This is a genomic window from Herbaspirillum sp., assembly GCF_035644555.1.
Classification (GTDB): Bacteria; Pseudomonadota; Gammaproteobacteria; order Burkholderiales; family Burkholderiaceae_D; genus Herbaspirillum.
On sequence record NZ_DASQOH010000013.1, the window covers coordinates 12,773 to 39,407 of the forward strand.

The 26,635-nt window shown below is 64.8% G+C and carries 22 protein-coding genes; 13 read left to right on the forward strand and 9 right to left on the reverse strand.

Annotated elements, in window-relative coordinates; genetic code table 11:
• Positions 1 to 288 precede the first annotated feature (288 nt).
• From VE092_RS05230 to VE092_RS05245, 4 genes are all read left to right on the forward strand, one after another.
• Positions 289 to 2,427 carry an ATP-dependent helicase gene (locus tag VE092_RS05230; protein WP_324874513.1) on the forward strand — a complete coding sequence of 713 codons (2,139 nt, stop codon included), beginning with the start codon at positions 289 to 291 and terminating at the stop codon, positions 2,425 to 2,427.
• A gap of 92 nt (positions 2,428 to 2,519) precedes the next feature.
• On the forward strand, positions 2,520 to 3,593 hold the full coding sequence (locus tag VE092_RS05235; protein WP_324874515.1) for a hypothetical protein: 1,074 nt from the start codon (positions 2,520 to 2,522) through the stop codon (positions 3,591 to 3,593).
• Positions 3,590 to 5,284, forward strand: coding sequence for a single-stranded-DNA-specific exonuclease RecJ (gene recJ / locus VE092_RS05240; RefSeq protein ID WP_324874517.1), 1,695 nt, complete (start codon positions 3,590 to 3,592; stop codon positions 5,282 to 5,284). The genes VE092_RS05235 and recJ overlap by 4 nt, the downstream gene beginning before the upstream one ends.
• A gap of 203 nt (positions 5,285 to 5,487) precedes the next feature.
• The gene (locus tag VE092_RS05245) at positions 5,488 to 7,173 is read left to right on the forward strand and encodes a diguanylate cyclase domain-containing protein (protein WP_324874519.1); all 1,686 of its coding nucleotides are present in this window, start codon (positions 5,488 to 5,490) and stop codon (positions 7,171 to 7,173) included.
• Here VE092_RS05245 and VE092_RS05250 read toward each other — a convergent pair.
• A complete protein-coding gene (locus VE092_RS05250) occupies positions 7,115 to 7,840 on the reverse strand; it encodes a hypothetical protein (RefSeq protein ID WP_324874522.1) in 726 nt (241 codons plus the stop codon). The genes VE092_RS05245 and VE092_RS05250 overlap by 59 nt on opposite strands.
• Positions 7,841 to 7,924: 84 nt before the next feature.
• Positions 7,925 to 9,880: a PhoX family protein gene (locus VE092_RS05255; protein WP_324874524.1), complete on the reverse strand. Its 1,956-nt coding sequence runs from the start codon at positions 9,878 to 9,880 to the stop codon at positions 7,925 to 7,927.
• A 177-nt stretch (positions 9,881 to 10,057) separates the two neighbouring features.
• On the opposite strand from VE092_RS05255, the gene prfB reads away from it, so the two are divergent.
• From prfB to VE092_RS05285, 6 genes are all read left to right on the forward strand, one after another.
• A protein-coding gene (gene prfB / locus VE092_RS05260; RefSeq protein WP_324874526.1) for a peptide chain release factor 2 occupies positions 10,058 to 11,162 on the forward strand; the annotation gives its coding sequence in 2 pieces (ribosomal slippage) (positions 10,058 to 10,138 and positions 10,140 to 11,162; 1,104 coding nt in all).
• 74 nt (positions 11,163 to 11,236) lie between these two features.
• A complete protein-coding gene (gene lysS / locus VE092_RS05265; protein ID WP_324874528.1) occupies positions 11,237 to 12,778 on the forward strand; it encodes a lysine--tRNA ligase in 1,542 nt (513 codons plus the stop codon).
• Positions 12,779 to 13,017: 239 nt separating this feature from the next.
• On the forward strand, positions 13,018 to 13,671 hold the full coding sequence (locus VE092_RS05270) for a glycine zipper 2TM domain-containing protein (RefSeq protein WP_324874530.1): 654 nt from the start codon (positions 13,018 to 13,020) through the stop codon (positions 13,669 to 13,671).
• Positions 13,672 to 14,125: 454 nt separating this feature from the next.
• Positions 14,126 to 15,037 carry an alpha/beta hydrolase gene (locus VE092_RS05275; protein ID WP_324874532.1) on the forward strand — a complete coding sequence of 304 codons (912 nt, stop codon included), beginning with the start codon at positions 14,126 to 14,128 and terminating at the stop codon, positions 15,035 to 15,037.
• Between the two features lie 153 nt (positions 15,038 to 15,190).
• Positions 15,191 to 15,673: a DUF4118 domain-containing protein gene (locus VE092_RS05280; RefSeq protein WP_324874534.1), complete on the forward strand. Its 483-nt coding sequence runs from the start codon at positions 15,191 to 15,193 to the stop codon at positions 15,671 to 15,673.
• A gap of 155 nt (positions 15,674 to 15,828) precedes the next feature.
• Entirely contained in the window at positions 15,829 to 16,263 is a 435-nt protein-coding gene (locus tag VE092_RS05285) for a histidine kinase (RefSeq protein WP_324874536.1), read from the forward strand.
• 134 nt (positions 16,264 to 16,397) lie between these two features.
• Here the strand turns inward: VE092_RS05285 and VE092_RS05290 are convergent, their stop codons facing one another.
• A complete protein-coding gene (locus VE092_RS05290) occupies positions 16,398 to 17,306 on the reverse strand; it encodes a LysR family transcriptional regulator (RefSeq protein WP_324874539.1) in 909 nt (302 codons plus the stop codon).
• Positions 17,307 to 17,492: 186 nt separating this feature from the next.
• On the opposite strand from VE092_RS05290, the gene argC reads away from it, so the two are divergent.
• Together argC and VE092_RS05300 are read left to right on the forward strand one after the other, a co-directional pair.
• Entirely contained in the window at positions 17,493 to 18,425 is a 933-nt protein-coding gene (gene argC / locus VE092_RS05295) for an N-acetyl-gamma-glutamyl-phosphate reductase (protein WP_324874541.1), read from the forward strand.
• A 230-nt stretch (positions 18,426 to 18,655) separates the two neighbouring features.
• The gene (locus VE092_RS05300; protein WP_102662058.1) at positions 18,656 to 18,883 is read left to right on the forward strand and encodes a hypothetical protein; all 228 of its coding nucleotides are present in this window, start codon (positions 18,656 to 18,658) and stop codon (positions 18,881 to 18,883) included.
• 77 nt (positions 18,884 to 18,960) lie between these two features.
• Here VE092_RS05300 and VE092_RS05305 read toward each other — a convergent pair whose 3' ends face one another.
• From VE092_RS05305 to VE092_RS05330, 6 genes are read right to left on the reverse strand one after another with little or no spacing between them, the layout of a single operon-like run.
• Positions 18,961 to 19,986 (reverse strand): TRAP transporter substrate-binding protein, encoded by a 1,026-nt coding sequence (locus tag VE092_RS05305; RefSeq protein WP_324874545.1) that lies wholly within the window; start codon positions 19,984 to 19,986, stop codon positions 18,961 to 18,963.
• Between the two features lie 56 nt (positions 19,987 to 20,042).
• A complete protein-coding gene (locus VE092_RS05310) occupies positions 20,043 to 21,167 on the reverse strand; it encodes a zinc-dependent alcohol dehydrogenase family protein (RefSeq protein WP_324874547.1) in 1,125 nt (374 codons plus the stop codon).
• Positions 21,168 to 21,222: 55 nt separating this feature from the next.
• On the reverse strand, positions 21,223 to 22,062 hold the full coding sequence (locus VE092_RS05315; RefSeq protein WP_324874549.1) for a CoA ester lyase: 840 nt from the start codon (positions 22,060 to 22,062) through the stop codon (positions 21,223 to 21,225).
• Positions 22,062 to 23,252: a CaiB/BaiF CoA-transferase family protein gene (locus VE092_RS05320; RefSeq protein ID WP_324874551.1), complete on the reverse strand. Its 1,191-nt coding sequence runs from the start codon at positions 23,250 to 23,252 to the stop codon at positions 22,062 to 22,064. The genes VE092_RS05315 and VE092_RS05320 overlap by 1 nt, the downstream gene beginning before the upstream one ends.
• 26 nt (positions 23,253 to 23,278) lie before the next feature.
• A complete protein-coding gene (locus VE092_RS05325) occupies positions 23,279 to 24,445 on the reverse strand; it encodes an acyl-CoA dehydrogenase family protein (RefSeq protein ID WP_324874553.1) in 1,167 nt (388 codons plus the stop codon).
• 29 nt (positions 24,446 to 24,474) lie between these two features.
• A complete protein-coding gene (locus VE092_RS05330) occupies positions 24,475 to 25,335 on the reverse strand; it encodes an FAS1-like dehydratase domain-containing protein (RefSeq protein ID WP_324874555.1) in 861 nt (286 codons plus the stop codon).
• A gap of 316 nt (positions 25,336 to 25,651) precedes the next feature.
• On the opposite strand from VE092_RS05330, the gene VE092_RS05335 reads away from it, so the two are divergent.
• Entirely contained in the window at positions 25,652 to 26,617 is a 966-nt protein-coding gene (locus VE092_RS05335; protein WP_324874557.1) for a LysR family transcriptional regulator, read from the forward strand.
• The last annotated feature ends 18 nt before the right edge of the window (positions 26,618 to 26,635 follow it).

Sequence of the window (26,635 nt, forward strand, 5' to 3'; positions counted from 1 at the left end):
GGCCTGCAAAATGTGCCGGCGAAATCCCGTCGAAACCGGACCCGCCGCACGCCAACACGGGCGAGGACAAAGCGCGAAGTTTGCCACAGAATGGACAGCCGGCCCATCCCTGGCCCCTGCCCTTCACTTGCGCACGTTCCCGCGTGCAGGCTATAGATTCACTTCCACGGCAGAGGTTCGCGGCGCCCCGCTTCATATCTGTGGCAGTTGGATATTGCGCACCGGACTGGTTATATATACAGTATCTTCCTGCCATTGCTCTCCGCCACCTGAATTTCCCTTCGCCTCATGCCACCCGACCTCATCCGCGACGTCTCCGCCGCCCCCGCCCAGGACGCCCCGGCGCCGCCCGCACAGGAACGCGATCCCTTCGCCCGCCTCAATGCCGAACAGCGCGCCGCCGTCGAGCACGGCAGCGGCCTGCCGCCGGCGCAACAGACGCCGCTGTTGATCGTGGCCGGCGCCGGCTCGGGCAAGACCAATACCCTGGCGCACCGGGTGGCGCGGCTGGTGCTGGAGGGCGCCGATCCGCAACGCATCCTGCTGCTGACCTTTTCGCGCCGCGCGGCCGGCGACATGGGCCGCCGCGTGGGCCAGGTGATCCGCCAGGTACTGGGCCTGGCCGCCGGCGATGCCCCGCCGCAACTGCCCTGGTCCGGCACCTTCCACGCCATCGGCGCGCGCCTGCTGCGCGACTACGCCAGCGTGATCGGCCTGGAAGACGACTTCACCATCCAGGATCGCGGTGACTCGGAAGACCTGATGGGCCTGTTGCGCCACGAGATGGGCCTGTCTTCCACCGACAAGCGCTTTCCGCTCAAGGCCACCTGCCTGGCGATCTATTCGCGGGCCGTCAACACCCGCCAGGACCTGGCCCAGGTGCTGCAGGTCCATTTCCCCTGGTGCCGCGAGTGGGAGCGGCCACTGGGCGAACTCTTCGCCCGCTATGTGGATGCCAAGGAAACCCAGCACGTGCTGGATTACGACGATCTGCTGCTGTTCTGGGCCGACATGCTGTCGGACCCGGAAATCGCGCAGTCCGTCGGCGCCCGCTTCGACCACGTGCTGGTCGATGAATACCAGGACACCAACCGCCTGCAGGCCGAGATCCTGCAGCGCATGAAGCCCGATGGCGCCGGTGTGACCGCCGTCGGCGACGACGCCCAATCGATCTATTCCTTCCGCGGCGCCACGGTGCGCAACATCCTCGACCTGCCCTCGCTGTTCACCCAGCCGGCGCGGCTGCTGACGCTGGAACAGAACTACCGCTCCACCCAGCCTATCCTGCAGGCGTCCAATGCGGTCATCGCCGATGCCCCGGAACGTCACTTCAAGAACCTGTGGAGTGACAAACCCTCCTCGCAAAAACCGCAGCTGGTGGTCATCCCCGACGAAGCCGAACAGGCGCGCTGGGTCGCCAACCGCATCCTGGCGCATCGCGAAGAAGGGCTGACGCTCAAGTCCCAGGCAGTGCTGTTCCGCACCGCCACCCACAGCGCCGCGCTGGAGCTGGAACTGGTCCGCCGCAACATCCCCTTCGTGAAGTTCGGCGGGCTCAAGTTCCTGGAGAGCACCCACATCAAGGACCTGCTGTCCCTGCTGCGGCTGGCCCACAACCCCAGCGGCCGCATGGCAGGCCTGCGTGCCCTGCAACTGATTCCCGGCGTCGGCCCGGCCACCGCCCGCAAGGTGCTGGACCTGATGGCCGGCGCCGCCGACCCGGCCGATGCCCTGCTCAACTTCGGCGCCCCGGCCAATATCGCCCTGCAGTGGCAGGCCTTCGCAGATACCTATGCCCTGATGCGGCGCGCCAGCGCGGCCTGGCCGACCGACATCAACGCCGCCCGCGACTGGTATCTGCCGCGGCTGGAACAACGCTACGAGGATGCCGACGCCCGCGCCGCCGACATCGAGCAACTGGCCGCGCTGGCCCGGGGCTATGCCTCGCGCGAGAAATTCCTCACCGAGCTGACGCTGGACCCGCCCGAATCCAGCAGCGACTTTTCGGCGCCGCCCTATCGGGACGAGGATTACCTGACGCTCTCCACCATCCACTCCGCCAAGGGCCAGGAATGGCGTTCGGTGCATGTGCTGAACGTGGTGGACGGCTGCATCCCCTCCGACCTGGCCACCGGCAGCGAGGCCGAGATCGCCGAAGAGCGCCGCCTGCTCTATGTGGCCATGACCCGGGCCAAGGAATATCTGCACCTGATCGTGCCGCAACGCTTCTTCATCACCCAGCAGACGGCCCAGGGCGACCGCCATGTGAATGCCATCCGCAGCCGCTTCATCACTCCGCGCATGCTGCCCCATTTCGAGGACAGCCTGTGGCTATCGGCCGAGACCAATGGCGCCCGCACACCCATGCCCGAAAGCGTGCGCATGCTGGTGCGCCAGCGCGCCAAACAGGCCTGGAACAAGTCTTGAGCGTTTTTTTAAGGGCCTTCAGTCACATAAGTGAAGCTATGTACAGGGGACGCCCAGGCCAAGCGGCCCGCCAGCCGCTAAAATAGCGCCCCATGAATCAACTCGACATCCTCGTTCCCTTCGCCCTACCCCCGGCCGAGCTGGCCCGCGACCTGCTGCGCCAGAGCAAGGCGCCCTCCCTGGCCATGCTGCTGGGCCGTGGCAAGGCGACACCGTTGCAGTCGCACGACCCGTTTTCGCGGGCATTGCCGCATGAACACTGGCTGGCCCGCCGCTTCGGGCTGCCGCCGACCCCGCAGGATTCCAGTCCCGGTGCGGCCGCCGCATTGATGCAGTGCCTGGGCCACGCACCGGCCGCCGGTCACTGGTTCGTACTGCACCCGGCGCACATCCACGTGGCCCGCGACCACCTGGTGCTGACCGACATCGGACAGCTGCAGCTGGAAGAGGAAGAATCGCGACGCCTGTTCGCCGCCGCCCTGCCGCTGTTCGAGGAGATCGGCCATGAACTGGTGTATGGCGACGCCCGCACCTGGTTCATCCGCGCCGACGCCTGGGCTGGCCTGCGCACCTCCACACCGAGCGCTGCCAGCGGCCGCAACGTCGACATCTGGATGCCGGAAGGCCCGGGTGAACTGGCCTGGCGCAAGCTGCAGAACGAAGTGCAGATGCAATGGTTCGCCGAGGCACTCAACGAGCAGCGCGAAATGCGTGGTCAGAAGGCCATCAACTCCATCTGGATCTGGGGCGGCGCCGATGCCGGTGCCAGCGCGCAGCATAGCTATGCCGCCCGCTTTGGCCTGCGCGGCTGGATGCGCGCCTTCGGCGATGGCGCGCAGACCGACCAGGCCAAGGCCATTGCCAATGCCAATGGGAACCAGGTGAACGACATCCTGCGCGGGGACGGACACCGCCTGCTGGTACTGGATGCCCTGGCTGAAGCAGCACTGGCCGAGGAGTGGGGCCTGTGGCTGCAGCACCTGGAACACCTGGACCGCGAATGGCTGGCGCCGCTGCTGGTGGCGCTGCGGGCCGACACGTTGGGGGCCGTGAACCTGGTCCTGACCGGGTCTGACCGCCTGGTCGAGGTTGCCGTCACCCGTGGCGCCTTGCGGCGCTTCTGGCGCAAGCCCTCGCTGGCGCTGCTGGCGGAGCGTTGCGCATGATCCGCGTCGCCACCCGCCCCTATCACCCCGGCCAGGCCGACCAACTCATCGCCGAAGGCGTCCACCCTGTCCTGGCGCGGGTCTATGCGGCGCGCGGCCTGTCCACCGCGCGCGAACTGGCCAGCGAACTCAATGCGCTGTTCCCGCCCGCCGGCCTGCTCCATATCGACGCTGCCGCCAGCTACCTGGCCGACGCCATTGCCGCCGGCAAGAAGCTGGTCATCGTGGCCGACTATGACTGCGACGGCGCCACCGCCTGCGCGGTCGGCCTGCGCGGGCTGCGCCTGCTGGGCGCGCAGGTGGACTACATCGTGCCCAATCGCTTCGAATACGGTTACGGGCTCACCCCCGAAATCGTCGAACTGACGGTGCGCGAAAAGAACCCCGACATCATCGTCACCGTCGATAACGGCATCGCCAGCATCGACGGCGTGGCCGAGGCCAAGCGGCGCGGCATCGACGTGGTGGTGACCGATCACCACCTGCCCGGCGATGCCCTGCCGGACGCGCGCGTGATCGTCAATCCGAACCAGCCGCAATGCGGCTTCCCCAGCAAGAACCTGGCTGGCGTGGGCGTGATGTTCTACGTGCTGCTGGCGCTGCGCGCCGAGATGCGCAAGCGCGGCCTCTTCGACGCCCAGACCCAGCCGCGCCTGGATACCCTGCTGGACCTGGTGGCCCTGGGCACGGTGGCCGACGTGGTCAAGCTGGACGCCAACAACCGCATCCTGGTGGCCCAGGGCTTGAAGCGCATGCGCAGCGGCAAGATGCATCCTGGCATTGCCGCACTGTTTCGTGCGGCCGGGCGCGAAGCCCGTCGCGCCACCCCCTTCGACCTCGGCTTTGCCGTGGGGCCGCGCCTGAATGCGGCTGGCCGCCTGGCCGACATGGCACTGGGCATCGAATGCCTGACCACCGACGACGAAGGCCGGGCCTGGGCGATCGCCCAGCAACTGGATGCCATCAACCGCGAACGGCGCGACATCGAAGCCGGCATGCAGGACACCGCCCTCTTGCTGCTGGATGACTTCAACCCGGCCGATCGCCGCACCATTGCTGTTTTCGATGCCTCCTGGCACCAGGGCGTGATCGGCATCGTGGCCTCGCGCCTGAAGGACAAGTTCTATCGCCCCACCATCACCTTCGCGCCCGGCGACGAAGGTTTCATCAAGGGCTCGGGCCGGTCGATTGCGGGCTTCCACCTGCGCGACGCGCTGGACCTGGTGTCCAAGCACGCACCCTCGGTGATGACCAAGTTCGGCGGCCACGCCATGGCGGCCGGCCTGACCATCCATGCCGAGGCCTTCGACGCCTTCGCCGAAGCCTTCGAGGCCGTGGGCCGCGACTGGCTCACGCAGAACCAGCTGGAGCGTGTCATCGAGACCGATGGGGTGCTGGAGGATGCCTATTATTCGGTGGAATTCATCAGCCTGATGGACCAGCAGGTCTGGGGCCAGGGCTTTGCGCCGCCGGTCTTCTGCGATCACTTCCGGGTGCTCAACCAGCGCATCCTCAAGGAGAAGCACCTCAAGCTGCAACTGGAGAAAAACGGCCGCAAATACGACGCCATCTGGTTCGGCCACACCGACGCCTTGCCCGACCACGCCCAGGTGGCGTTCCGGCTGGATGCCAACGAGTACAACGGCAAGACCACCGTGCAACTGATGGTCGAACACGCCGAGCCGGCCTGATCGCCTCAGCCCTGCCCCAATGGGCGCAAAGCCTTGCCCCGCAAGGATTGCAGCAGGGAAACAGGACATCAAGAAGGGGACAAAAAAAAGCCAACATTGTGGCGTTGCAGTGGCACAATGTTGGCTTGGAGCGACTTTCTGCCTGCCAAACGGAAGGGGCAAGCCTAGAGATCGCTCCAGACAATAACAACAAGACCAACCCGATGATGATCAAGCGCATTCACTGCAGCCTGGTGACCCGTCTCACCCTGTTCGGACTCTTGCTGATTCTGGTGAGTGCGGTCTTGCGCTACAACATCCTGATCGGCTTCCTCGAAAAGGAACAGGCCCAGGTCGCCGCCGACCAGCAAAGCACCATTGCCAGCTACCTGGCGCAGGACATCGGCTATCGCGTGCAGGAGCGTGCCAGCTATCTGGAACGCCTGGCCGGCCACTTTCCGACCGCGCTGTTGGGCGACCGCGCCGCCATGCGCAGCTGGCTGCAGGATCACCAGCAACTGCTTCCGCTGTTCGCACAGGGCCTGTTCGTGGCCGACGGCAATGGCACCATCGTGGTCGACTACCCCACCCTGGATGGCCGGCGCGCGCTTTCCCTGACCAACTACCCCGATTACGAGCGCGTGCTGCAGGGTGCGACCGTTCTGTGTCCGCCCCTGAACAGCCCTGCCAGCGGCAAACCCATCATCGCCATGCTCACGCCGCTGCGCGACGCCAGCGGCCGCATCGTGGGCGTGCTGGGCGGTAGCAGCGAACTCACCGCACCGGGCTTCCTGGACCATCTGCAACAGGCACGGCTGGGACCGACCGGCAGTTTCCTGCTGGTGTCGCCGCAGCAGAAGATGATCATCGCCTCCAGCGACGAGGCCCTGGTATTGACCCAGCTCCCATCGGCAGGCCGGGACAAATTGATGGACCAGGCCCTGGCGGGGTACCGGGGCAATGGCGTGGGCATCGCGGCCAATGGTGTCAACGAGATCAAGGCCTTTGCCTCGGTGCCGGGCACGTCCTGGATGGTGGCGGTGACCATGCCGCTGGCCGCGGCCCTGCCTACAGTAGAACGTACCCGCGCCCTGATTGCACGCGGTGGCGTGATACAGGGGGTCATGGTCGTGTTGCTGCTGGTGCTGGCTTACCTGTGGTTCTTCCGCCCGCTGCGACGGGCCGCCGCCCTGGCCGACCGCATGACGCGCGGCGAGCTGCCACTGTCGCCGCTGCCGGTCGAACGGCGCGATGAGGTAGGCCACCTGACCATGGCCTTCAACGGCCTGCTCTCACGACTCAAGCTGCACCAGGCCGAATTGCAGCATCAGGCGCACCACGATGTGCTCACCGGCCTGCCCAACCGCATGATGCTGGCCGAGCGCATGGAAGCCGCGCTCACCCATGCCTGCCGCGAACGCAACGGTGTGGCCCTGCTGTTCCTGGACCTGGACGGCTTCAAACCCATCAACGACACCCTCGGCCACAAGGCCGGCGACCTGGTACTGCAGGAGATCACCCGGCGCCTGCACCAGGTGGCAAGGCACGGCGATACGCTGGCCCGGGTGGGAGGCGATGAATTCGTCCTGCTGATCACCGATCTCGGCGCGCCCTATGAGCATGGCGCCCAGGTGCTGGCCGAAAAGTGCATCAAGGCGGTCTCCGAACCGCTGCACCTGGCGCAGGGCGAGTACCGGCTCGGCGTATCGGTGGGGATCGCGGTCTGCGACGGCAGTTGCGACGCCGACAGCCTGCTGCAGGCCGCCGACAAGGCCATGTATGCCGCCAAGGGCAATGGGCGCGGCTGCTACGTGATCGCGCCGGCGCGCGCGATCGGCCCGGAGACGGACCTCAGCGCACCGGGAGGAACTGCAGGAACGACCCGCCCAGCAGGTTCTGCACATAGCTGATGCCGGCCCGGCGGTAACGCTCGGTGCTGAATTCGGCCATCAGGTCCAGGCGTCCGACGATCTTGCCGAACTCGCGCTCGAAACTGAGGTTGCGCACATCTCCCCCCATTTCGTCGGACAGCAGCAGGGGCGCGCCCGCCGCATTGCGTCGGCTGGCCAGCACCCAGGCGGCGATTTCGACGTTGCGGGCGGCGTTGTAGAGATGCTGGGCATCCAGCCCGTCGACCAGGAAGAACTCGATCTTGTTGCCATGGGCGACGATGATCATGTCGGCGGTGGCATCGATGAAGGCCGCTACCCTGTCACCCTTGAAGTCCGGCGCCAAGGCCAGCGTCATGGCGACGATGTCGCGCTTGCCCTGCAGTTCCGGCCACGGCTGGCGCTGTTCGATGGCGTCACGCACCTTCTTTTCGGCCTCTTCCCGGGTGGTCGCGGTCTTCTTCCATTCGGCCGGATTGCGCCGATACAGCTTGGACATCAGCAGATACAGGCTATCCAGATTGGCGCGCATGGCCAGGGTGGCCACGCGATTGCTGTCGGACTGGCCCATCTCGCGCGAGCTGGCCTCGGCCCCCTTGACCTGGCCGTGCGGCGCGGGAGAGCTGGCGCAGGCCGCCAGCAGGGCAACACAGGGAAGCAGCAGGGGAAGCAGCGTTGTTCTTGTCATCGGCGGGCAGGACGAAACGAGCTGATAGGACCGATCCTAGCAGATTGCGTTCCGTGCCGGCCCGCCGCGACGACGGACCCGGCCTCAGCTCCTGGCCGAGTACGGCAGACCGGTCAGGTAACCGACGGTGGCGCCGAAGCGGTCCTTGTAGTTGGCCCGCACCAGCGCATCGAGCTTGTCCTTGACCTTGTCGTGCAAGCCCTTCTCCCAGTCACCGGCGTGCTGGAAATTGCTCATGACATAGGTCCAGCCGTTGATTTCATCGACCGCATGCAGACCGGTCGATTCAGCCCCTGCCGGGCAGGACAGAACCCGGGTCAGCGCCTTGGTATCGACGTTGTAGGCCCACAGGAAGTTGTTGACGTGCATGCCGCTGTCTTCGCCGATGAAGAGCGTGCGCAGCTTCTCGGAGAACTTGATGTTGTCCGGATTGGCGATGTGTTCCTGATCGGCCAGGTTGCCCAGGGCATCCGGGGTCTTCAGGTCCACGCCCACCAGCGCTGCCGGCGGGGCCATGTCGATGGCCACCCATTCGCTGTCGATCACATTGCCGCCGGCATCGCGCTGGCCGCCGCGCAGGTTCAACGCATACACGGCACCGGCCTTGGGGCCTTCGACCTTGATGTGGCCGGAGCCATTGAGCATCGAGGTCTGGATATAGGACATGGCGGAATAGGCGATCTTGTCGCGGGCATTGACGGTGGTGCCTTCCATCTTGGTGAAGCCCAGGCTGCCACCGGCCAGGGCGGCGTAGCGGTGGGTTTCCAAAAAGGCGGCCGCCTTCTGCATGCCCGGCTTGACGCGCACCCAGTTGAACTTGCCGTTGAAGGGAATCCTGGAAAAGGAGCCGTCGGCCGGGTCGGTGGTGCGGATATCCATGATGTCGGCGGCCTTGTAGCGCTCCGCCATGGCCTTGACTTCGGCGCTGGTGGCGCTGCCCAGGCGTACCCAGGACAGCTTGCCGGCGCCCGGGCCGACACTGGAGACCTGCTCCCAGCGCGCCACGTAGAGCGTGCCCGAGGACAGGTCGGCGGCGCGATCGGCGATGAACATGAACAGACCGCCGTTGGTGGCGTCGTCACCCATCAGGACGGTGCGCTGGTCCGGCATGACCTGTACCAGTTCGTGCGAGATGCGACCCAGGCAGTAGTGCTTCTTGATGGAGCCGGTGCCGTCGGGGTTGACCGTCACTTCCGGCAGATGGCCGTAGTGGTAGGGATTGGCGCGGTTTTCGTCGCCGTACAAGTTCTTGCTGAAGGCCTTGAATTGCGGGTTGGAGGCGATGGCCGAAGCGTCCGGTTCATATTCTTCCGACGACAAGTGCGTATTCCAGGGCGACAGGCTGGCGCCGCAGGTGATCCACAGGCCGTTGACCTGGGAGGTGTCGACATTGTGGTACTTGATCAGGGTGAGCTTGCCCGAGGACGGGTCCTGGTCTAGCGTGAGCACGGCGATGGGCGAAGGCAGCTGGCCATACATGGCGGCCTGCTTCTGGTCGCGGGTGGTGTATTCGAATTGCACCACGGCAAACACTGCGTTGCCTTTTACGCCGGGCACCTTGGCGCCCGGCACGGTCAACAGCGAAGAGCCGTCCGGGCAGTCCGAGAAGAACTGGCGTTCACGGCCGGGCAGCGAGCGGTCGATGATGGGCTGGTTGTTGATGTCCAGATAACCGCCGGCCAGGATGCTGCCACCACGGCCGTCCGGCACCATGTCGCCGGTCATGAAGAAGGGCTGGTAGGCCAGCTTGTAGCTTTGCTTGCTGCCATCGGCAAACGTTACCTCCAGGGCCGAACCAACGGTGGTGGAGGCCATGGCGGCCGGATTGTCCAGGGTGGGTGCCGGCATGCCGGTAAAACGCGCCGAGGCGAAGGGCTTGCCGGCACCGGGCGTGGCGCAGGCCGCCAGCAGGGCCGAGGCCGACAGACCACCGGCCAGGGGCAACAGTGGTGCCGAGGCAAAGGCCTTGAGCAGGCTGCGGCGACCGGCTTGCGGCTGGTCGACGGTGGAAGGGAGGGACGTGGCGGCGGGCTGTCTCATCGAAGATTCTCCGGTAGGGGCTGGCAGGTATCGGGCAGCGCCGTGCGCCACCGTCAGGTTTTTGTCAGTAAAACAAGCGCGCCGATGGTAGCGAGCGAAAATGACAGGCGCGTGACGGGGATGAAACTGCCCTGCTCCTCTTGTATAATGTGAGGTTTGATCGCAAAAGAAACCATCATGGAAGCAGAACGCCTCAATTCCCTCCAATCACTGCTCGACGACCTGGCCACCCGCGCCACCGAGCTACGGAGGTATCTTTGACTTCGATGTGAAGTCGGAGAAACTCGAGCAAGTCAACGCCGAACTGGAAGACCCCAACGTCTGGAACGACCAGAAGCGGGCCCAGGACCTCGGCAAGGAAAAGAAATCGCTGGAAGCGATCGTCCATACCCTCATCAAGATCGACAGCGAGCTGAACGATGCCCGCGACCTCTTCGAGATGGCGCGCGAGGAAAAGGACGAGGACACCATCGTCGCCATCGAGGCCGATGCCGAGAACCTGAAGAAGCTGGTGGAGGAAATGGAATTCCGCCGCATGTTCAGCGGCCCCATGGACGCCAACAACTGCTTCATCGACATCCAGGCCGGCGCCGGCGGTACCGAAGCCCAGGACTGGGCCTCCATGCTGCTGCGCCAGTATCTGCGCTATTGCGAGCGCAAGGGCTTCAAGGCCGAGATCATGGAACAGTCCGACGGTGAAGTGGCCGGCATCAAGACCGCCACCATCAAGGTCGAGGGAGACTACGCCTATGGCTTCCTGCGCACCGAGACCGGCGTGCACCGCCTGGTGCGCAAGTCGCCGTTCGACTCGTCCAATGGCCGCCACACCTCGTTCTCGAGCCTCTTCGTCTACCCTGAGGTGGATGAATCCTTCGAAATCGAGATCAACCCGGCCGACGTGCGCGTCGATACCTACCGCGCCTCCGGCGCCGGTGGTCAGCACATCAACAAGACCGACTCCGCCGTACGCCTGACGCACGCCCCGTCGGGCATCGTCGTGCAATGCCAGAACGACCGCAGCCAGCACCGCAACCGTGCCGAAGCCTGGGACATGCTGCGCGCCAAGCTGTTCGAACTGGAACTGCGCAAGCGCATGAGCGAGCAGCAGAAGCTGGAAGACTCCAAGACCGACGTCGGCTGGGGCCACCAGATCCGCTCCTATGTGCTGGACCAGTCCCGCATCAAGGACCTGCGCACCAACTTCGAAACCGGCAATACCAAGGCCGTGCTCGACGGCGACCTGGACGACTTCATCGCCGCTTCGCTGAAACAGGGCGTCTGATCCACGCCGGCCGCGCAGTCCTTGCGCGGCCGGTTGCTGACTGAGCTACCGTTCAAACCTCAAGAATTCCAACCATGACCACGCAAAACACCCCCGCCGCCCAGCCGGCAGCCGACGAGAACAGCATCATCGCCGAGCGCCGCGCCAAGCTGGCCGCCATCCGCGAGCAGGGCGTCGCCTTCCCCAACGATTTCCGCCCGGCCAACAATGCCGCGGACCTGCACGCGCAATACGACGGCTTCGAGAACGAAGCGCTGGAAGCCGAACCGGTGACCGTCACCGTGGCCGGTCGCATGATGTTGAAGCGGGTCATGGGCAAGGCGGCCTTCGCCACCCTGCAGGATGCCTCTGGCGCGCGCGCCGATGGCCGCATCCAGCTCTACGTGACCCGTGACGTCACCGGCGAAGAAGCCATGGCCGCCTTCAAGCACTATGACCTGGGCGACATCCTGGGTGCCGAAGGCACGCTGTTCAAGACCAAGACCGGTGAACTGTCGGTGAAGGTGACCAAGCTGAAGCTGATCACCAAGTCGCTGCGCCCGCTACCCGACAAGTTCCACGGCCTGGCCGACCAGGAAATGAAGTACCGCCAGCGCTACGTCGACCTGATCATGAGCGAGGAAACCCGCCGCACCTTCAAGGCGCGTACCGCTGCGATGTCGTCGATTCGCCGCTTCATGGAAACCAATGGTTTCATGGAAGTGGAAACCCCGATGCTGCACCCCATCCCGGGCGGCGCCGCGGCCAAGCCCTTCATCACCCATCACAATGCGCTGGACATGCAGATGTTCATGCGCATCGCCCCTGAGCTGTACTTGAAGCGCCTGGTGGTGGGCGGCTTCGAGCGTGTCTTCGAAATCAACCGCAACTTCCGCAACGAAGGCGTCTCGCCGCGTCACAACCCTGAATTCACGATGATGGAGTTCTACGCCGCCTACGTGGATTACCAGTGGCTGATGGGCTTCACCGAACAGGTGATCCGCCAGGCCGCCATCGATGCCCACGGCACCGCCGTGCTGACCTACCAAGGTCGCGAACTGGACCTGTCCAAGCCCTTCGACCGCCTGACCATCACCGGTGCCATCCTCAAGTACGCACCGAACTACACCGCCGAGCAACTGGCCGACATCGACTTCCTGCGCACCGAACTGAAGAAGTTCGGTGTCAAGACAGACCAGGCCCCGCTGGCCGGCGCCGGCATCGGCGCCCTGCAACTGGCGCTGTTCGAAGAGACCGCCGAGTCGCAGCTGTGGAACCCGACCTACATCATCGACTACCCGGTCGAAGTCTCGCCGCTGGCGCGCGCTTCCGACACGGTGGCCGGCATTACCGAGCGCTTCGAACTGTTCATCACCGGCCGTGAAATTGCGAACGGTTTTTCCGAGTTGAACGACGCCGAAGACCAGGCCGCCCGCTTCCAGGCCCAGGTGGCCGCCAAGGATGCCGGCGACGAAGAAGCCATGTACTACGACGCCGACTACATCCGCGCCCTGGAATACGGCATGCCCCCGGCCGGCGGCTGCGGTATCGGCATCGACCGTCTGATGATGCTGATCACCGATTCGCCCAATATCCGTGATGTGATCCTGTTCCCGCACCTGCGTCGCGAGGACTGAGGACCGCTGCCCAGCTAAGGCAGCAAAGTGCAGAGGGGACGGCCACGCGGCCGTCCCTTTTGCATTGTGGCGCCCCACCGCAATTCAGCTACCTTCGCGCAAACCCGCCACCCTGGCCGCTTTTGCTTCATTACAAGTTTTTACAACTGACACAGAATCGGGATTTTTTTTCGCCGACGACCACTCCATAATTCAGTCATCCACTCATCAACGACAAGAGAACAACTAGAGAGGTCATCATGGATAGCAACACCACACAAAACCTGACTACCGGCAACAACACCGTGACCAAGGCATCTCCCGGTCGCCTCCATCCCCTGGTCGCCGGCGCAGCCGTGGCCGTGATCCTGGTCAGCCTGATCGGCGTGGCCGCCATGACCGGCCTGCTGCCCAATTCCAAGAGCGCCAATTCGCCGCAGCAAGTGGCGGCCCTGGATCAGAATGCACCCGCCCCGGCCGTGGCACCGCCTGCCCCGCAGCGCAGCACCTCCTACCAGCCACAACAGTCGGCCTATCCGGCCCAGGCGGCCGCCCCGGTGGCCCAACGTGCAGCAGCGATCTGCACCAGTTGTGGTGAAGTGGTGAACGTACGTGCCGTGCGTCATGCCGCGCCCACCAGTGGTGTCGGTATCGCTGGCGGCGCCGTGGTCGGCGGCCTGCTGGGCAACCAGATCGGTGGCGGTACCGGCCGTACCCTGGCTACCATCGCCGGTGCCGTCGGCGGCGGCTATGCTGGTAACGAGGTCGAAAAGAATGTCCGCGCCACCACCAGCTATGTGGTCGATGTGCGCATGGAAAACGGCAAGACCCGCAGCTTCCCGCAGACCAGCGAAAACTGGCGCGTGGGTGATCAGGTGCGGGTAGTCAACGGTCATCTGGAAGGTCGCGGCTGATCGCTCGCCCTGCCCCACCTTCCCGCCCTCGCTTACCCTTCCATTGAGCCCTTCGCACTTCGGTGTGAAGGGCTTTTCGATTATCTCCGTCGAACATCCCCTTTGTGCATTTGTCTATTATTGTTGCCCAGGCGAAAATAATGATGAACCAATTGCCAATTGTTGTACACCAACGTCAGGGTCGCGACGTTATCCTCTCATGATGCGGTCATCTTCCTGCCGGTTGGCAATATCTGCCTCCCCTCCACCGGCGTATCGGGAATGTTGACGATAAAGGCTGGCAACATTTTCCTCCGGCAGTTAGACTTCGGCAAAAAAGTCGGCGCCGGGACGGCAGCGGACCAGGTAGCCGGAAACAGAACGCCCTCAGGCGTCGACCAGCTTACTCGTAATGAAACGGGGGGCGAACGATTCGCCAAAGCGCGCCTCACGGCGCGAATGCGTTTGAAGATTTATGGACTCACAGTCATCCACCGACAGCAGCACCCTGGTCTCCGAGGCCCGCAACGATGACCGCCACGGCGGTCCCCACAAGGACCATGCGGTCATCCTGCTGCACGGTCTGTGCGGCTCGCAGCTCGAAATGGGCTCGATTCCCAAGCAGCTCAAGAAGGCCGGCTGCACCGTCATCCCCCTGAACATCGACAACTATTCCGCCGCGCTGACCAATCCACGCATCTCGCCCGACTGGGAAGCCTGGTGCGCCGTGGTCGAAAGTCGTGTGGCCCGGCTCAAGGAAGAATTCCGCACGGTCTCGCTGTGCGGCCTGTCCATGGGCGCCACCCTGGCCCTGGCGGTGGCCGCGCGCAGCAAGGACCTGTTGTCGGTGGTGCTGCTTTCGCCGGTGCTGCAATACGACGGCTGGTCTGTACCCTGGTACTGGAAGCTGTTGACGGTGGTCTATGACATGGGCATCCGCAACTGGTCCTACAAGGAAAGCGAACCCTACGGCATCAAGAACTTCGAGATGCGTCGCCGCGTCGCCGCCGCGCTGGAAAAGGATGGCGTGGCCGCCGTCGGTGCCGCCTCGATCCCCGCGCGCCATCTGCGCACCGCCCTGCGCATGATCGCCTTCGTGCGCAAGTCGCTACCGCTGGTACGCACCGATACCCTGATCATCCACTCCATCGACGACGAAACCGCCTCCCCGCGCAATGCCGAGGTGATCCTGCAGCACATCAATGCCGAGGTACGCAAGGTGATCTGGCTGGGCGACTGTTATCACATCATCACAGTGGACAACGAGCGCGAAATCGTCACCAACGAGACGGTGATGTTCATCAAGCGCAGCATCGAGATCCATGGCAATGAACTGAGCCGCAAATACCTGGGGCACTCCTCACCACTGAAGGACCGCCGCCACTAGCCCTGGTGCAGCATTACAACGCAATACCGGCATGCGGCTGCAGGGTGGCGCCCGGTAAGCCTTTTGAAAGAATGGTTTCTTAACATGAGCACATTGCATCGCCGTGCAATGTCAACGAAGATGGACACGACGCGTCACCACAGCAAAGCCCTCATGAGCCTGATCAGACTGAAGAACGCCAGGAGCTGGCGGCCGCAAGGTTTCCGACCGCTGTATGTCAGCGCGTTCGGATTCGTGGCCGCCTTCGGCTTGCGCTACGCCCTGGCGCCCTTCGTAGACGAGGCACTATCAATGGTCTTCTTCGCCGTCAACTGCATCGTCATGAGCTACCTGTTCGGCTGCGTGTATTCGCTGGGATTGCTGGCCATCAGCATCCCCACGGCAATGTTCTTCTTCCGCAAGCCTTTCTATACGATGGATGGCCTCAACGACAAGGACGTCTTCATGATCCTGGTCTACACCATCATCGTGATTACCGCCTCGGTGATCATCGAATGGCTGCAGCGCGAGCGCTACGCAGCGGTATTGCAACAGCGCGTCTCGGAAACCCGCTACCGCCTGCTGATCGAATCCGACCAGGCGCGCCGCGCCGAATACAGCCGCCAGTTCGAGAGCGGCAGCGGCGAGCAGGCCTGAGCGCACGGCGCGGCCTGCTTCGGCTGCGCCGCCCTGCACACCGCCGCCAGACCCCTGCGGCCTGGCCGCCACGCTCCCAGCCCCATCAGGAAGCTCCTGATATCCTCCCTGCCCAGCCTCTCCTAAGATGCATCCATCCCAGCAAGGAGGCTGCCATGTCCCTGACCCATCACCTGCCCCGCATCCTCGTCATCGACGATGACCTCGATGCCATCGAAATGGCGCGTTTCACCCTGTGGCGCAACCAGCTGCCCTGCCAGTTCGAGTGGTTCGACGATGCCGAGCTGGCCAATGCCTCGCTGCTGACCCAGGCCCTGTGCCGCGCACGCGACCTGCCGGCACTGATCCTGCTGGACCCGCGCAGCTTTCCTGGCACCGAAGGCTACGAACTGCTGCGCACCCTGTGCGTGTACCAGAACCTGGCCCACATCCCGCTGGTGCTGTTCACCGCCGCGCCGCTGTCCAGCGACTTCGCGCAGGAGCCGGACGGCCGCATCTGGTATGCCACCAAGCCGCAGCGCGGTACCGACTACATGAACCTGGTCACGCGCTGCGTGCAACAGCGCCTGCATCAACCCGAACATCTCTGATCGCCTCCGCCAGCGTCTGCGCGCGCCGCAACACCTGCGCCAGCTGCCGGGTAGACGGACCGAAGCGCTCCGACGAGGTGTTCCCGTAGTCGATCGCCAGGCCATTGCTGGCGGCCTGCCGGGGCCGACCGCGCTTACCGGGGCGACCTCAACTGCTTGAGTTCCCACAGGGCTTCCAGCACATGGCGGGTGGCCGGTTCCGGCTGGCCGGCGCGATGGGCGATGCCCAGTGGCCGCCACAGTGCCGGGCGCAGCGGCCGCATGGCGATGCGCGGATCCGACGGCAGCGCGCGCCCCTGGGCGCTGGCTTCATGCGGCAACAGGGTGGCGCCATAGCCGGCCGCCACCAGGCTCTTGATGGCGTCGTTGAAATTGAGTTCGATGCGCGGCAGCGGATGCTCGCCGGCACTGGCGAACCACTCCATGGTCAGGCGCGAGAGCCGGGTCTCGGGAGCATTGAGGATTAGCGGCTGCGCCGCCAGCCAGGCCGGCGTCACCACCCGGGGCGAGGGCCATGCCGCCGGCAGGAAGGCCATCACCGGATCGCGCCGCCAGGGCTTGACGGTCAGCCCGCCAAGGGGTGACTGCGGCAAGGCCACCAGACCGATATCCAGCGTGCCTTCGACCAGTTGCGCCAGGGTTTCCTGCGAAGTGAGGATGCGCACCTGCACGTCGATACCGGGATGCTGCTGCCCCAGCCGCTCCAGCACCTGCGGCAGCAGGTAGGCGATGGCGCCGGTGGAGGCGCCCAGGCGCACCCGTCCGGCCAGGCCCTGGACCTGCCGCTGTACCTCTTCCAGCGCCTGCTCGGCACCGACCAGCAGCTGCCGCGCCCGCGCCACCAGGGTGGCACCGATACCCGAAGGGCGCACCTGGCTGCGCTGGCGCAACAGCAGGGACGCTCCGACGCGCGCCTCCAGTTCACTGATGTGCAGGCTCACCGTCGGTGGCGCCAGGTGCAGCGCGCGCGCGGCGGCGGCAAAGGAACCCAGGTCGACGATGGCGACCAGGGTGCGCAGGCGGTCCAGGCTCAGTTCACGCATGGGAAGACTCCGGCAACGCGCAATATCAATTCAGGAAATCTGAATGATCTCTTTGCGATATTCAACTTTTACAATTATACGATTTGTCGCACCATGCAGGACATCGGCATTCCCGCGCCATGCCGGTCTCTGCTTCTGACCTTTCATCCGGGCGCGTCCACTGCTTACCGCTGAATGGAGTACACCGTGAGCAACCTTCCCCTGATCTTCATCGACGGCGACCAAGGCACCACCGGCCTGCTGATCCACGAACGCCTGCGCGAGCGCACCGACCTGCGCGTGCTGACCCTGCCGGCAGCCGAACGCAAGGACCCGCGGCGTCGCGCCGAGGCCATCAACAGCGCCGACATCGCCCTGCTCTGCCTGCCGGATGCGGCCGCCCGTGAAGCGGTCGCGCTGATCGAGAATCCCCGGGTGCGCGTGATCGACGCCAGCTCGGCCCATCGCACCAGCCCGGGCTGGGTCTATGGTTTCCCGGAGATGGCGGCGCAGCAGCCGCAGGCGATTGCCCACGCCCGGCGCATCAGCAACCCCGGCTGCTACCCGACCGGTGCCATTGCGCTGCTGCGCCCGCTGGTCCAGGCCGGTCTGGTACCAGCCGACTATCCGCTGACCATCCAGGCGGTCTCCGGGTATTCCGGTGGCGGCCGGGCCCAGGTGGAGCAATACGAGGGCCCCGATGCCGCTAGCGCCGCCCCCTTCGTACTGTACGGTCTGAACCTGCAGCACAAGCATCCGCCGGAAATGCAGATGCATGCCGGCCTGACGCAACGCCCTATCTTCGTGCCGGCCTATGGCGCCTTCCGCCAGGGCATCGTACTGTCGATCGCGCTGCAGACGCGCCTGTTGCCCACCGGTGCCAGCCTGGAAGCATTGCGCGCCGCCCTGCAGGCCCACTATGCCGGGGCGCACCATGTCCATGTGCTCGACGCCGGGCAGAGCGCCGCCACTGCCCAGCTCGACCCGACCCGCCACAACGGCAGCAATGACATGACGCTGGGTGTCTTCGGCAGTCCGACCGAAGGCCACATCCTGTTGTGCGCGGTGTTCGACAACCTGGGCAAGGGCGCCTCGGGTGCCGCGGTACAGAACCTGGAACTGCTGCTGGACGCCATTTGACTCGCGTATTCCGGCACCCGACAGGCAAAGACGGCCGGCTTAAAGGAAGGCCGTCGCCGCAGTCGGCCACCCATCTACGGCACCTGACTCGTAAAACGGCTTAAATGCCTGATCGGGAGCACGGCAAGATCGCCCAGGCTGTGGCATCATTCGTCACTTGATTCGCCACCACAGCCTGCCGGCGTCGGCTTCCGGCAAGATCCGGTCCCGCCGCCCCGCTTCCAAGCAAGATGTCCACCACCCTAGGCGCAATAGCGTGCAAGTATCTCGACGCCACCATCAAGCTGACCCCGGTCCTACGTACTGACGGCAAGTGGACGGCGTTCGTCCATATCGACTTCCCCGATCGCACCACCCACGAATTCGGTGACTTCAAGCCCGGCAATTCCAAGATGGAAGCCTTGCAGAACGCCGTCACGGCGGCCGAGAACTACGTCGTCACACGCAAGAAAAAATAGACAGCCGGCTCACGCCGGCCCATGCAAAACGGCCTGCATCGCTGCAGACCGTTTTGCCCATTCCTGGCAGTCACCGCTCAGTTCATCTTGACCCCGGCCGCTTCGCTTTCCTTGTAGATCGCATCGATCAGGTCCTGCCCCACGCGCGAGGCCATGGACTTGTGCACCGGCAGCAGCGCCCGCCGCCACTCCGCCTTTTCCTGCTCGGAGAGGTAGTACACCCTGGTCTTGCCGCTGGCCTTGATGGCTGCCAGCGCATCGTCATTTTCTTTCTGGGCGATCTTGTTGGCGTAGACCGTGGCTTCCTTCATGGCGCCATCGAGCTGGGTACGCACATCGGCCGGCAGCGCGTCCCAGAACTTCTTGTTGACGATGACGGCATAGCCGATGTACCCGTGATCGGACACGGTCAGGTCGGATTGCACCTCGTGCATCTTCTGGGTGTAGACATTGGAGGGCGTATTCTCGCTGCCATCGACCACCCCGGTCTGCATGGCCTGATAGACCTCGGAAAAGGCCAGCACCTGCGGATTGGCCTTCAGCGCGCGGAACTGCTCGTCCAGCACCTTGGACGACTGGATGCGCATCTTCAGCGCCCGGAAGTCAGAGACCTTGTGCAGTGGCCGGTTGGCCGTCATCACCTTCATACCGTTATCCCAGTAGGCCAGGCCCTTGATGCCGCGACTCTCCAGCTTCTGAAACAAGCCCTGCCCGATCGGCCCTTCGGTGACACGCTTGAGCACCTCCTTGTTGGGGAAGATGTAGGGCAGATCGAAGACTTCGAACTCCTTGGCGCCCAGCGGCCCGAACTTGGCCAGCGAGGGCGCCAGCATCTGCACCGAGCCTAGCTGCAGCGCTTCCATCTCTTCCTTGTCCTTGTAGAGCGTGCTGTTGGGATAGACCTCGACCTTGACGCGTCCGTTGGTGGCCTTCTCGGCCAGTTCCTTGAAGCGCTCGGCGCCCTTGCCTTTGGGCGTGTCGTTGGCCACCACATGGCTGAACTTGATGACGATGGTCTGTTGCGCCAGCACTACCGTGGCCGGCAGCGTCAGCGTGGCGAAGGCGCAGGCGGTCAGTGCCGCCCGCATTGTGATGATGGTCATGGTTGTCTCCTTCGGGGGGATGAAGCCGGCCGGCCGATGACCTCGGCCTGCCGGCGTTAAAACACGATCAGGTCACGCAGGCCCTCCCCGCTGTGCAGGCGATCGAAGCCGCGATTGATGTCGGCCAGCGCCAAGCGCTCGCCCATGAGCTTGTCCACCGGCAGGCGACCGGCCTGGTACAGGCCGATATAGCGCGGGATATCGCGCACCGGCACGCAGGAGCCGATGTAGCTGCCCTTGACGGTACGTTCCTCGGCCACCAGGCTGACCTGCTGCAGGGCCCAGTTCTGCCCGGGCGCGGGCAGGCCGGCCGTGACCGTCATGCCGCCGCGCCGGGTCATGCGATAGGCGGCTTCCATGGCCTGCACCGAGCCGGCCATCTCGAAGGCGTAATCGACCCCGCCCTTGGTGAGTTCCTTGACCTTTGCCACGGCATCCGGATCGCGGGCATTGACGGTGGCCGTCGCTCCCAGCGAGCGCGCCACTTCCAGCTTGCTGTCATGCAGATCGACCGCGATCACCTCGCGCGCGCCGGAGGCCAGCGCCCCCAGCATCGCGCACAGGCCCACGCCACCCAGGCCCAGCACCGCTGCCGTGGTACCGGCCTTGACCTCGGCCGTATTGACCGCCGCGCCCACGCCGGTCAGCACCGCGCAGCCGAACAGCGCGGCCTCCACCGGATCGATGTCGGATTCGATCTTCACGCAGGAGCGGCGCGACACCACCGCATGATCGGCAAAGGCCGATACCCCGAGATGGTGATGCACCGGCTGGCTCCGGTCGCGCAGACGGCGCTGGCCGGAGAGCAGTTCCCCCACCGTATTGCTGGCCGCACCCGGCTCGCACAGCGCCGGCCGACCTTCCATGCAGGGCAGGCAATGGCCGCAGCTGGGCACGAACACCAGCACCACCAGGTCACCCGCTCGCAGGTCGGTCACGCCGCTTCCGACCTGCACCACCTCGGCCGAGGCTTCATGGCCCAGCGCCATGGGCACCGGACGCGGACGCACCCCGGTGATGACCGACAGGTCGGAGTGGCAGAGCCCGGCCGCCTTCATCTTCACCAGCACTTCGCCGGGGCCGGGCGGATCGAGATCCAGCTCCTCGATCTTCAACGGCTGGCTCACGGCGAACGGATGGGCATCGCTCATTTCACGTAATACGGCGGCCTGGATTTTCATGTGGTCGTCTCCCTCATGGTTGGAAAACGTCTAGGTTACACGAGCACGGCGCCGCTCAATCAGGCAGTAAACCGGCCTGGCGCAGGAATTTCTCAGCCTGCAGGATCACGGGCCGGTCGATCATCTTGCCGTCCAGCGAAATGGCGCCACCATCGCTGGCCTGCACCGCCGCCATGACGGCACCGGCCCAGGCCAGCTCGTCCTGGCTGGGCATGAAGCCGCGCCGTACCGCCACGACCTGGCGCGGATGGATGCACAGCTTGGCGCCGAAGCCGAGCCGGCGCGCACGCGCGACTACGCGCTCCAGAAGGGCATCGTCGTTGAAGTCGGGGGTGACACCATCGATGGGCGGTGCAATGCCGCCCAGGCGCGAAGCCATCACCATCTCCAGGCGAAAGTGCGTCAGTTCCTCCTCTTCCGGACCGCACTGCATACCCAGATCGACCTGGGCGTCGATGGAGCCGAAGGCCAGCCGCTGCACGCCCGGCACCGCGGCAATCTCGCGCATGGCCGCCAGCCCGGCAGCGCTCTCGATGAGCGCGATCAGACCGCGCCCCGGACCCAGCCGACGGGCGATGGCCGACAGCCCCTTGGCCTGCTCCGCCTTGGGCAGCACGATGCCCGCTATGGACAGCGCCGCGAAGCTGGCCAGGTCGTCGTCATGCCAGACCGTATCGGCCGCGTTGATACGCACCCACAGGCGCGGCTGCGGTCCCTGCTGGCGCAGCCAGTGCGCCAGGACCTGGCGCGCCTGCTCCTTCTGCGGCAATGCCACGGCGTCTTCCAGATCGACGATGACGGCATCGGCCCCGCTGGCCAGCGCCTTGGCGTAGCGCTCCGGGCGGTTGGCCGGAACGAACAGGAAACTGCTGGCACTGGCGATGTGCGGTGCCATCACACCGCTCCCCGTGCGCGCAGGGCAGCGATCGCCGCATCGTCATAGCCCAGCCCGCCAAGGATGGCATCGGTATGCTGGCCCAGGGCGGGAATGGCCTCCATGCGATAGTCGTAGCTGTCATTGACACCCGGTGGCAGCAGAGCGGGCAGCCTGCCGGCCGGCGTATCGACCTCGGTCCAGCGCTGGCGGGCTGCCAGTTGCGGGTGCTGCCACAGGTCCGGCATCGCATTGACGCGAGCATTGGCGATCTGCGCCTGGTCCAGGCGCGCCACCACTTGTTCGGCGCTCATGCCGGAAAACATGTCCAGGATCAGCTGGCGCAGTGCATCGCGATGTTCATGCCGGCGCGAATTGCTGGAAAAGCGCTCATCCACGGCCAGAGCAGCATCCTCCAGCACCACCTCGCAAAAGACTTTCCACTCGCGCTCGTTCTGCAGGCCCAGCATGACGGTCTTGCCATCGCCGGCCGCAAACGGGCCATAGGGATAGATGGTGGCATGCTCGGCACCCGAGCGCACCGGCGCACTCGCGCCCTGATAGGCATAGTAGAGGGGGAAACTCATCCACTCGGTGAGCGCCTCCAGCATGGACAGGTCGATATGGCTGCCACGTCCGTCGCGCCCGCGCTTGATCAGCGCCGCCAGGATATTGGAATAGGCATACATGCCAGCGGCGATGTCGGCAATCGAACAGCCCGCCTTGACCACCTCGTCGCGGGTACCGGTCACCGAGAGGAAGCCGGCCTCGCTCTGGATCAGCAGATCATAGGCCTTCTTGTCGCGATAGGGGCCGTCCTCGCCATAGCCGGAAATGTCGCAGACGATCAGGCGCGGATGCTTTTCATGCAGCACCCCGGCCGACAGCCCGAGCCCCGCGGCAGCACCCGGCGCCAGGTTCTGCACCAGCACGTCGGCCTGTTGCAGCAGCTGGTCGATGATGCGCTTGCCGTCCTCGTCCTTGAGATTCAAGGTCAGGCTTTCTTTGGATCGATTGGTCCACACGAAGTGTGAGGACAGACCATTGACGCGCGTGTCGTAGCCACGCGCGAAATCGCCCACGCCGGGACGCTCGATCTTGATCACACGGGCCCCGAGGTCGGCCAGCTGGCGGGTACAGAACGGTGCGGCAATGGCGTGTTCCAGGCTGACCACGGTAATGCCCTCCAGCGGGCGGTTGGCTTGCGACATGGTGCGTCCTCGCTCGGTGGTCCGGTTCAGAAAGAACGCGGCAGGCCGAGTATGTGCTCGGCCACGTAAGAGAAAATCAGGTTGGTCGAGATCGGCGCCACCTGGTACAGGCGCGTCTCGCGGAACTTGCGCTCGACATCGTATTCGCAGGCGAAGCCGAACCCGCCATGGGTCTGCAGGCAGACATTGGCCGCCTCCCACGAGGCCTTGGCCGCCAGGTACTTGGCCATGTTGGCCTGGGCGCCGCAGGGCTGGTGCGCATCGAACAGCTCGCAGGCCTTGTAGCGCATCAGGTTGGCGGCCTCCACTTCGATGTAGGCGTCGGCGATCGGGAACTGCACGCCCTGATTCATGCCGATGGGACGGTCGAATACCACGCGTTCATTGGCATAGGCGGTGGCCTTGTCGATGAACCAGTAGCCGTCGCCGATACACTCGGCGGCGATCAGGGTGCGCTCGGCGTTGAGGCCATCGAGGATGTACTTGAAACCACGTCCCTCCTCGCCGATCAGGTTCTCGACCGGAATCTCGAGGTTGTCGAAGAACAGTTCATTGGTCTCATGGTTGACCATGTTGAGGATGGGCCGCACCTCCATGCCATGGCCGATGGCCTCCTTCAGATCGACCAGGAAGATGGACATGCCCTCGGACTTCTTCTTGACCTGATCCAGTGGCGTGGTGCGCGCCAGCAGGATCATCAGGTCCGAGTGCTGGATGCGCGAAATCCAGACCTTCTGCCCGTTGACCACGTAGCGGTCCCCCTTCTTGACGGCCACCGTCTTGATGCGCGTGGTGTCGGTGCCGGTGGTCGGCTCGGTCACACCCATGGATTGCAGGCGCAGCTCGCCGGTGGCAATCCGCGGCAGGTAGAGCTGTTTCTGCTGTTCCGAACCATGGCGCAACAGCGTGCCCATGTTGTACATCTGTCCGTGGCAGGCGCCGGAATTGCCGCCGGCACGATTGATTTCCTCCATGATCACCGAGGCCTCCGTCAGGCCCAGGCCGGAACCACCATACTCCTGCGGGATCAGCGCGGCCATCCAGCCGGCGCCGGTCAGGGCATCGACGAACTGTTCGGGATAGCCGCGCGCTTCATCGACCTTGCGCCAGTATTCCGGGGGGAAGGTATTGCATAGATCGCGCACGGCATCGCGCAGATCGCCATAAGCGTCATTGGGCGCCTGATAGGACATGGATGGGTCTCCGAAAAAAGTATCTGTCGTCAGGCCAGGATGGCCTCGGCCTGCATGGCCAGTTCGCCGCGCTCGTTCTGCGCCCATAGCGCGACACTGCGGCCGTCCGCAGCAGGCTCGCCGCACAGGATGAAGGGCGCGGTGTCGAACAGACTGCCGACGGCCCGGAAGTTGAATTCGCGCAGCACCGCCTGCGGCATCTCGCGCGCCAGCAGATCGGCCAGCAGCGTGGCGATCAGCGGGCCATGCACGATCAGGCCGGGATAGCCTTCCACCCCGGTGACATAGCTGCGGTCGTAATGGATGCGATGGCCGTTGAAGGTCAACGCCGAATAGCGGAACAGCAGCACCGGATCGGGGTCCACCCGCCGCTGCCAGCGCGCCTCCGACGGTGCTGCCCTGGGCGCGACCGGCGCGGCGCCGGGCTGCGGCAGATCGCGATAGACGATGTCATGCTCTTCAGTCAGGCAGACCCGGCCTGCATGCAGGATGCTGTGATGCACGGTCACGAAGGCCAGCGCCCCGGTACGCCCCTGCTTCACATCCACACTGGCGATGCGCGAAACCTTATGCGCCGTCCCACCGATGGGCAGCGGCGCCTCGAAACGCAGGCGGCCGCCGGCCCACATGCGGCGCGGCAGGGGCACCGGCGGCAGGAAGCCGCCCCGTTGCGGATGACCATCGGCGCCTACCTCGGACTGGCGACACACGCTCCAGAAATAGATCCAGTGCCACAGCGGCGGCAAGGCTTCCCCCGCCACCGGCTGGCGCGGCCCGTCCAGGGTGGCCGCCAGCGCTGCGGCCAGGGTCGGGCTGATATCGTCATCACGCGTTTCGGTCCGCTCCAGCCACTGTTGCAGCAGGGCCAGATCCAGATCTGGATGTGCCATGTCTCCTCGCATCGTTGTGCTTGATGGAGCGCAAGTCTGTCGCGCCTTGCAGGCTGGAACAATCTGTATTTTTGGAAGGGGGGCTTTGGCAGAACTGAAGGCAGGCGTGGGACAAGATCGTGGCACCGATGTGGCGGCGCAGCACACAAACCCCGTCTGAGGGCAGGCGAATCGGCGTAACATGGGCAGCCATCGAGTCCGTGCGGCATACACGCGAGACGATGCGCCGCACACCGCGAGGTCGCCCTCGTCGTCACTGCCCGCAGTGTCAGCTACGCGCGCGCGGCTGCTTCCCCGAACCCCATCCGGAGCCGACATGCTTTTCGACCTGACCGACCTGCGCCTGTTCATCCTGATCGCCGAGCTCAACAGCCTCACGCGCAGCGCCGAACGCATGAACCTGTCGCTGGCCGCCACCAGCAACCGCATCAAGGAAATGGAAACGCGCTTCGGCACACGCCTGCTCTACCGCGAGAGCAAGGGCGTGCAACTGACCCCGGCCGGACAGACCCTGCTGCATCACGCCCAGCTCTTCATGCAGCAGGTGGAGCACCTCAAGAGCGACATGCAGCAGTACAACAACGGCATCAAGGGCTACATCCGCATCTTCGCCAACACCACCGCGGTGACCGAGTTCATGCCCGAGATCCTGGGCAAGTTCCTGGCCGTCCATCCGCAAGTCAATGTGGCCCTGGAAGAACGGCTGAACCACGACATCCTGCGCGGCATCCAGGAAGGCACGGCCGACATCGGCATCGTCGCTGGCCCGGTGCAGGGCGAGGGTCTGCAGATCCTCAACTTCTCCACCGACCGGCTGGTCCTGGCCACCGCCCTGGAACATCCCCTGGCCGGCGCCGGCAGCATCCCTTTCCTGGACACGCTGGAGTACGAACACATCGGGCTGCACGAAGGCAGCACCCTGCACCACTTCCTCAACCGCATCGTCTCCGACCACGGGCAACGCCTGAAGCTGCGCATCCAGGTGCGCAGCTTCGAGGCCATGTGTCGCATGATTGAAACCAATGTCGGCATCGGCATCGTGCCGCGCTCGGCGGCACAACGGCATCAGCAGACCATGCAGCTGGCGGTGGTGGAATTGAGCGATCCGTGGAGTGTGCGCGAGCGCAGCATGGTGTTCCAGAACATCGACACGCTCTCACCGCATGCCCGCAACCTGGTCGATTTCATCGGAGAACAGATGCGTCAGGGTGCGCAGGACGACAAGCTCGTGCTCGTCGACACCGCCCGGAAACCCGCCACGCGCCAGAAGAAAAGCGCCTGACGCCAGGAAGCGGCGAAG

What these genes read in the sequence shown, in the direction of transcription:
- VE092_RS05270 (WP_324874530.1), top strand. Translation starts at nt 13,018, where the DNA reads ATGGATAGCAACACCACACAAAACCTGACTACCGGCAACAACACCGTG.
- VE092_RS05330 (WP_324874555.1), bottom strand. Translation starts at nt 25,335, where the DNA reads ATGGCACATCCAGATCTGGATCTGGCCCTGCTGCAACAGTGGCTGGAG.
- lysS (WP_324874528.1), top strand. Translation starts at nt 11,237, where the DNA reads ATGACCACGCAAAACACCCCCGCCGCCCAGCCGGCAGCCGACGAGAAC.
- VE092_RS05235 (WP_324874515.1), top strand. Translation starts at nt 2,520, where the DNA reads ATGAATCAACTCGACATCCTCGTTCCCTTCGCCCTACCCCCGGCCGAG.
- VE092_RS05290 (WP_324874539.1), bottom strand. Translation starts at nt 17,306, where the DNA reads ATGCGTGAACTGAGCCTGGACCGCCTGCGCACCCTGGTCGCCATCGTC.
- VE092_RS05280 (WP_324874534.1), top strand. Translation starts at nt 15,191, where the DNA reads ATGAGCCTGATCAGACTGAAGAACGCCAGGAGCTGGCGGCCGCAAGGT.
- VE092_RS05230 (WP_324874513.1), top strand. Translation starts at nt 289, where the DNA reads ATGCCACCCGACCTCATCCGCGACGTCTCCGCCGCCCCCGCCCAGGAC.
- VE092_RS05305 (WP_324874545.1), bottom strand. Translation starts at nt 19,986, where the DNA reads ATGACCATCATCACAATGCGGGCGGCACTGACCGCCTGCGCCTTCGCC.
- VE092_RS05315 (WP_324874549.1), bottom strand. Translation starts at nt 22,062, where the DNA reads ATGGCACCGCACATCGCCAGTGCCAGCAGTTTCCTGTTCGTTCCGGCC.
- recJ (WP_324874517.1), top strand. Translation starts at nt 3,590, where the DNA reads ATGATCCGCGTCGCCACCCGCCCCTATCACCCCGGCCAGGCCGACCAA.
- VE092_RS05320 (WP_324874551.1), bottom strand. Translation starts at nt 23,252, where the DNA reads ATGTCGCAAGCCAACCGCCCGCTGGAGGGCATTACCGTGGTCAGCCTG.
- VE092_RS05335 (WP_324874557.1), top strand. Translation starts at nt 25,652, where the DNA reads ATGCTTTTCGACCTGACCGACCTGCGCCTGTTCATCCTGATCGCCGAG.
- VE092_RS05245 (WP_324874519.1), top strand. Translation starts at nt 5,488, where the DNA reads ATGATGATCAAGCGCATTCACTGCAGCCTGGTGACCCGTCTCACCCTG.
- VE092_RS05250 (WP_324874522.1), bottom strand. Translation starts at nt 7,840, where the DNA reads ATGACAAGAACAACGCTGCTTCCCCTGCTGCTTCCCTGTGTTGCCCTG.
- VE092_RS05300 (WP_102662058.1), top strand. Translation starts at nt 18,656, where the DNA reads ATGTCCACCACCCTAGGCGCAATAGCGTGCAAGTATCTCGACGCCACC.
- VE092_RS05285 (WP_324874536.1), top strand. Translation starts at nt 15,829, where the DNA reads ATGTCCCTGACCCATCACCTGCCCCGCATCCTCGTCATCGACGATGAC.
- VE092_RS05255 (WP_324874524.1), bottom strand. Translation starts at nt 9,880, where the DNA reads ATGAGACAGCCCGCCGCCACGTCCCTCCCTTCCACCGTCGACCAGCCG.
- VE092_RS05325 (WP_324874553.1), bottom strand. Translation starts at nt 24,445, where the DNA reads ATGTCCTATCAGGCGCCCAATGACGCTTATGGCGATCTGCGCGATGCC.
- VE092_RS05310 (WP_324874547.1), bottom strand. Translation starts at nt 21,167, where the DNA reads ATGAAAATCCAGGCCGCCGTATTACGTGAAATGAGCGATGCCCATCCG.
- VE092_RS05275 (WP_324874532.1), top strand. Translation starts at nt 14,126, where the DNA reads ATGGACTCACAGTCATCCACCGACAGCAGCACCCTGGTCTCCGAGGCC.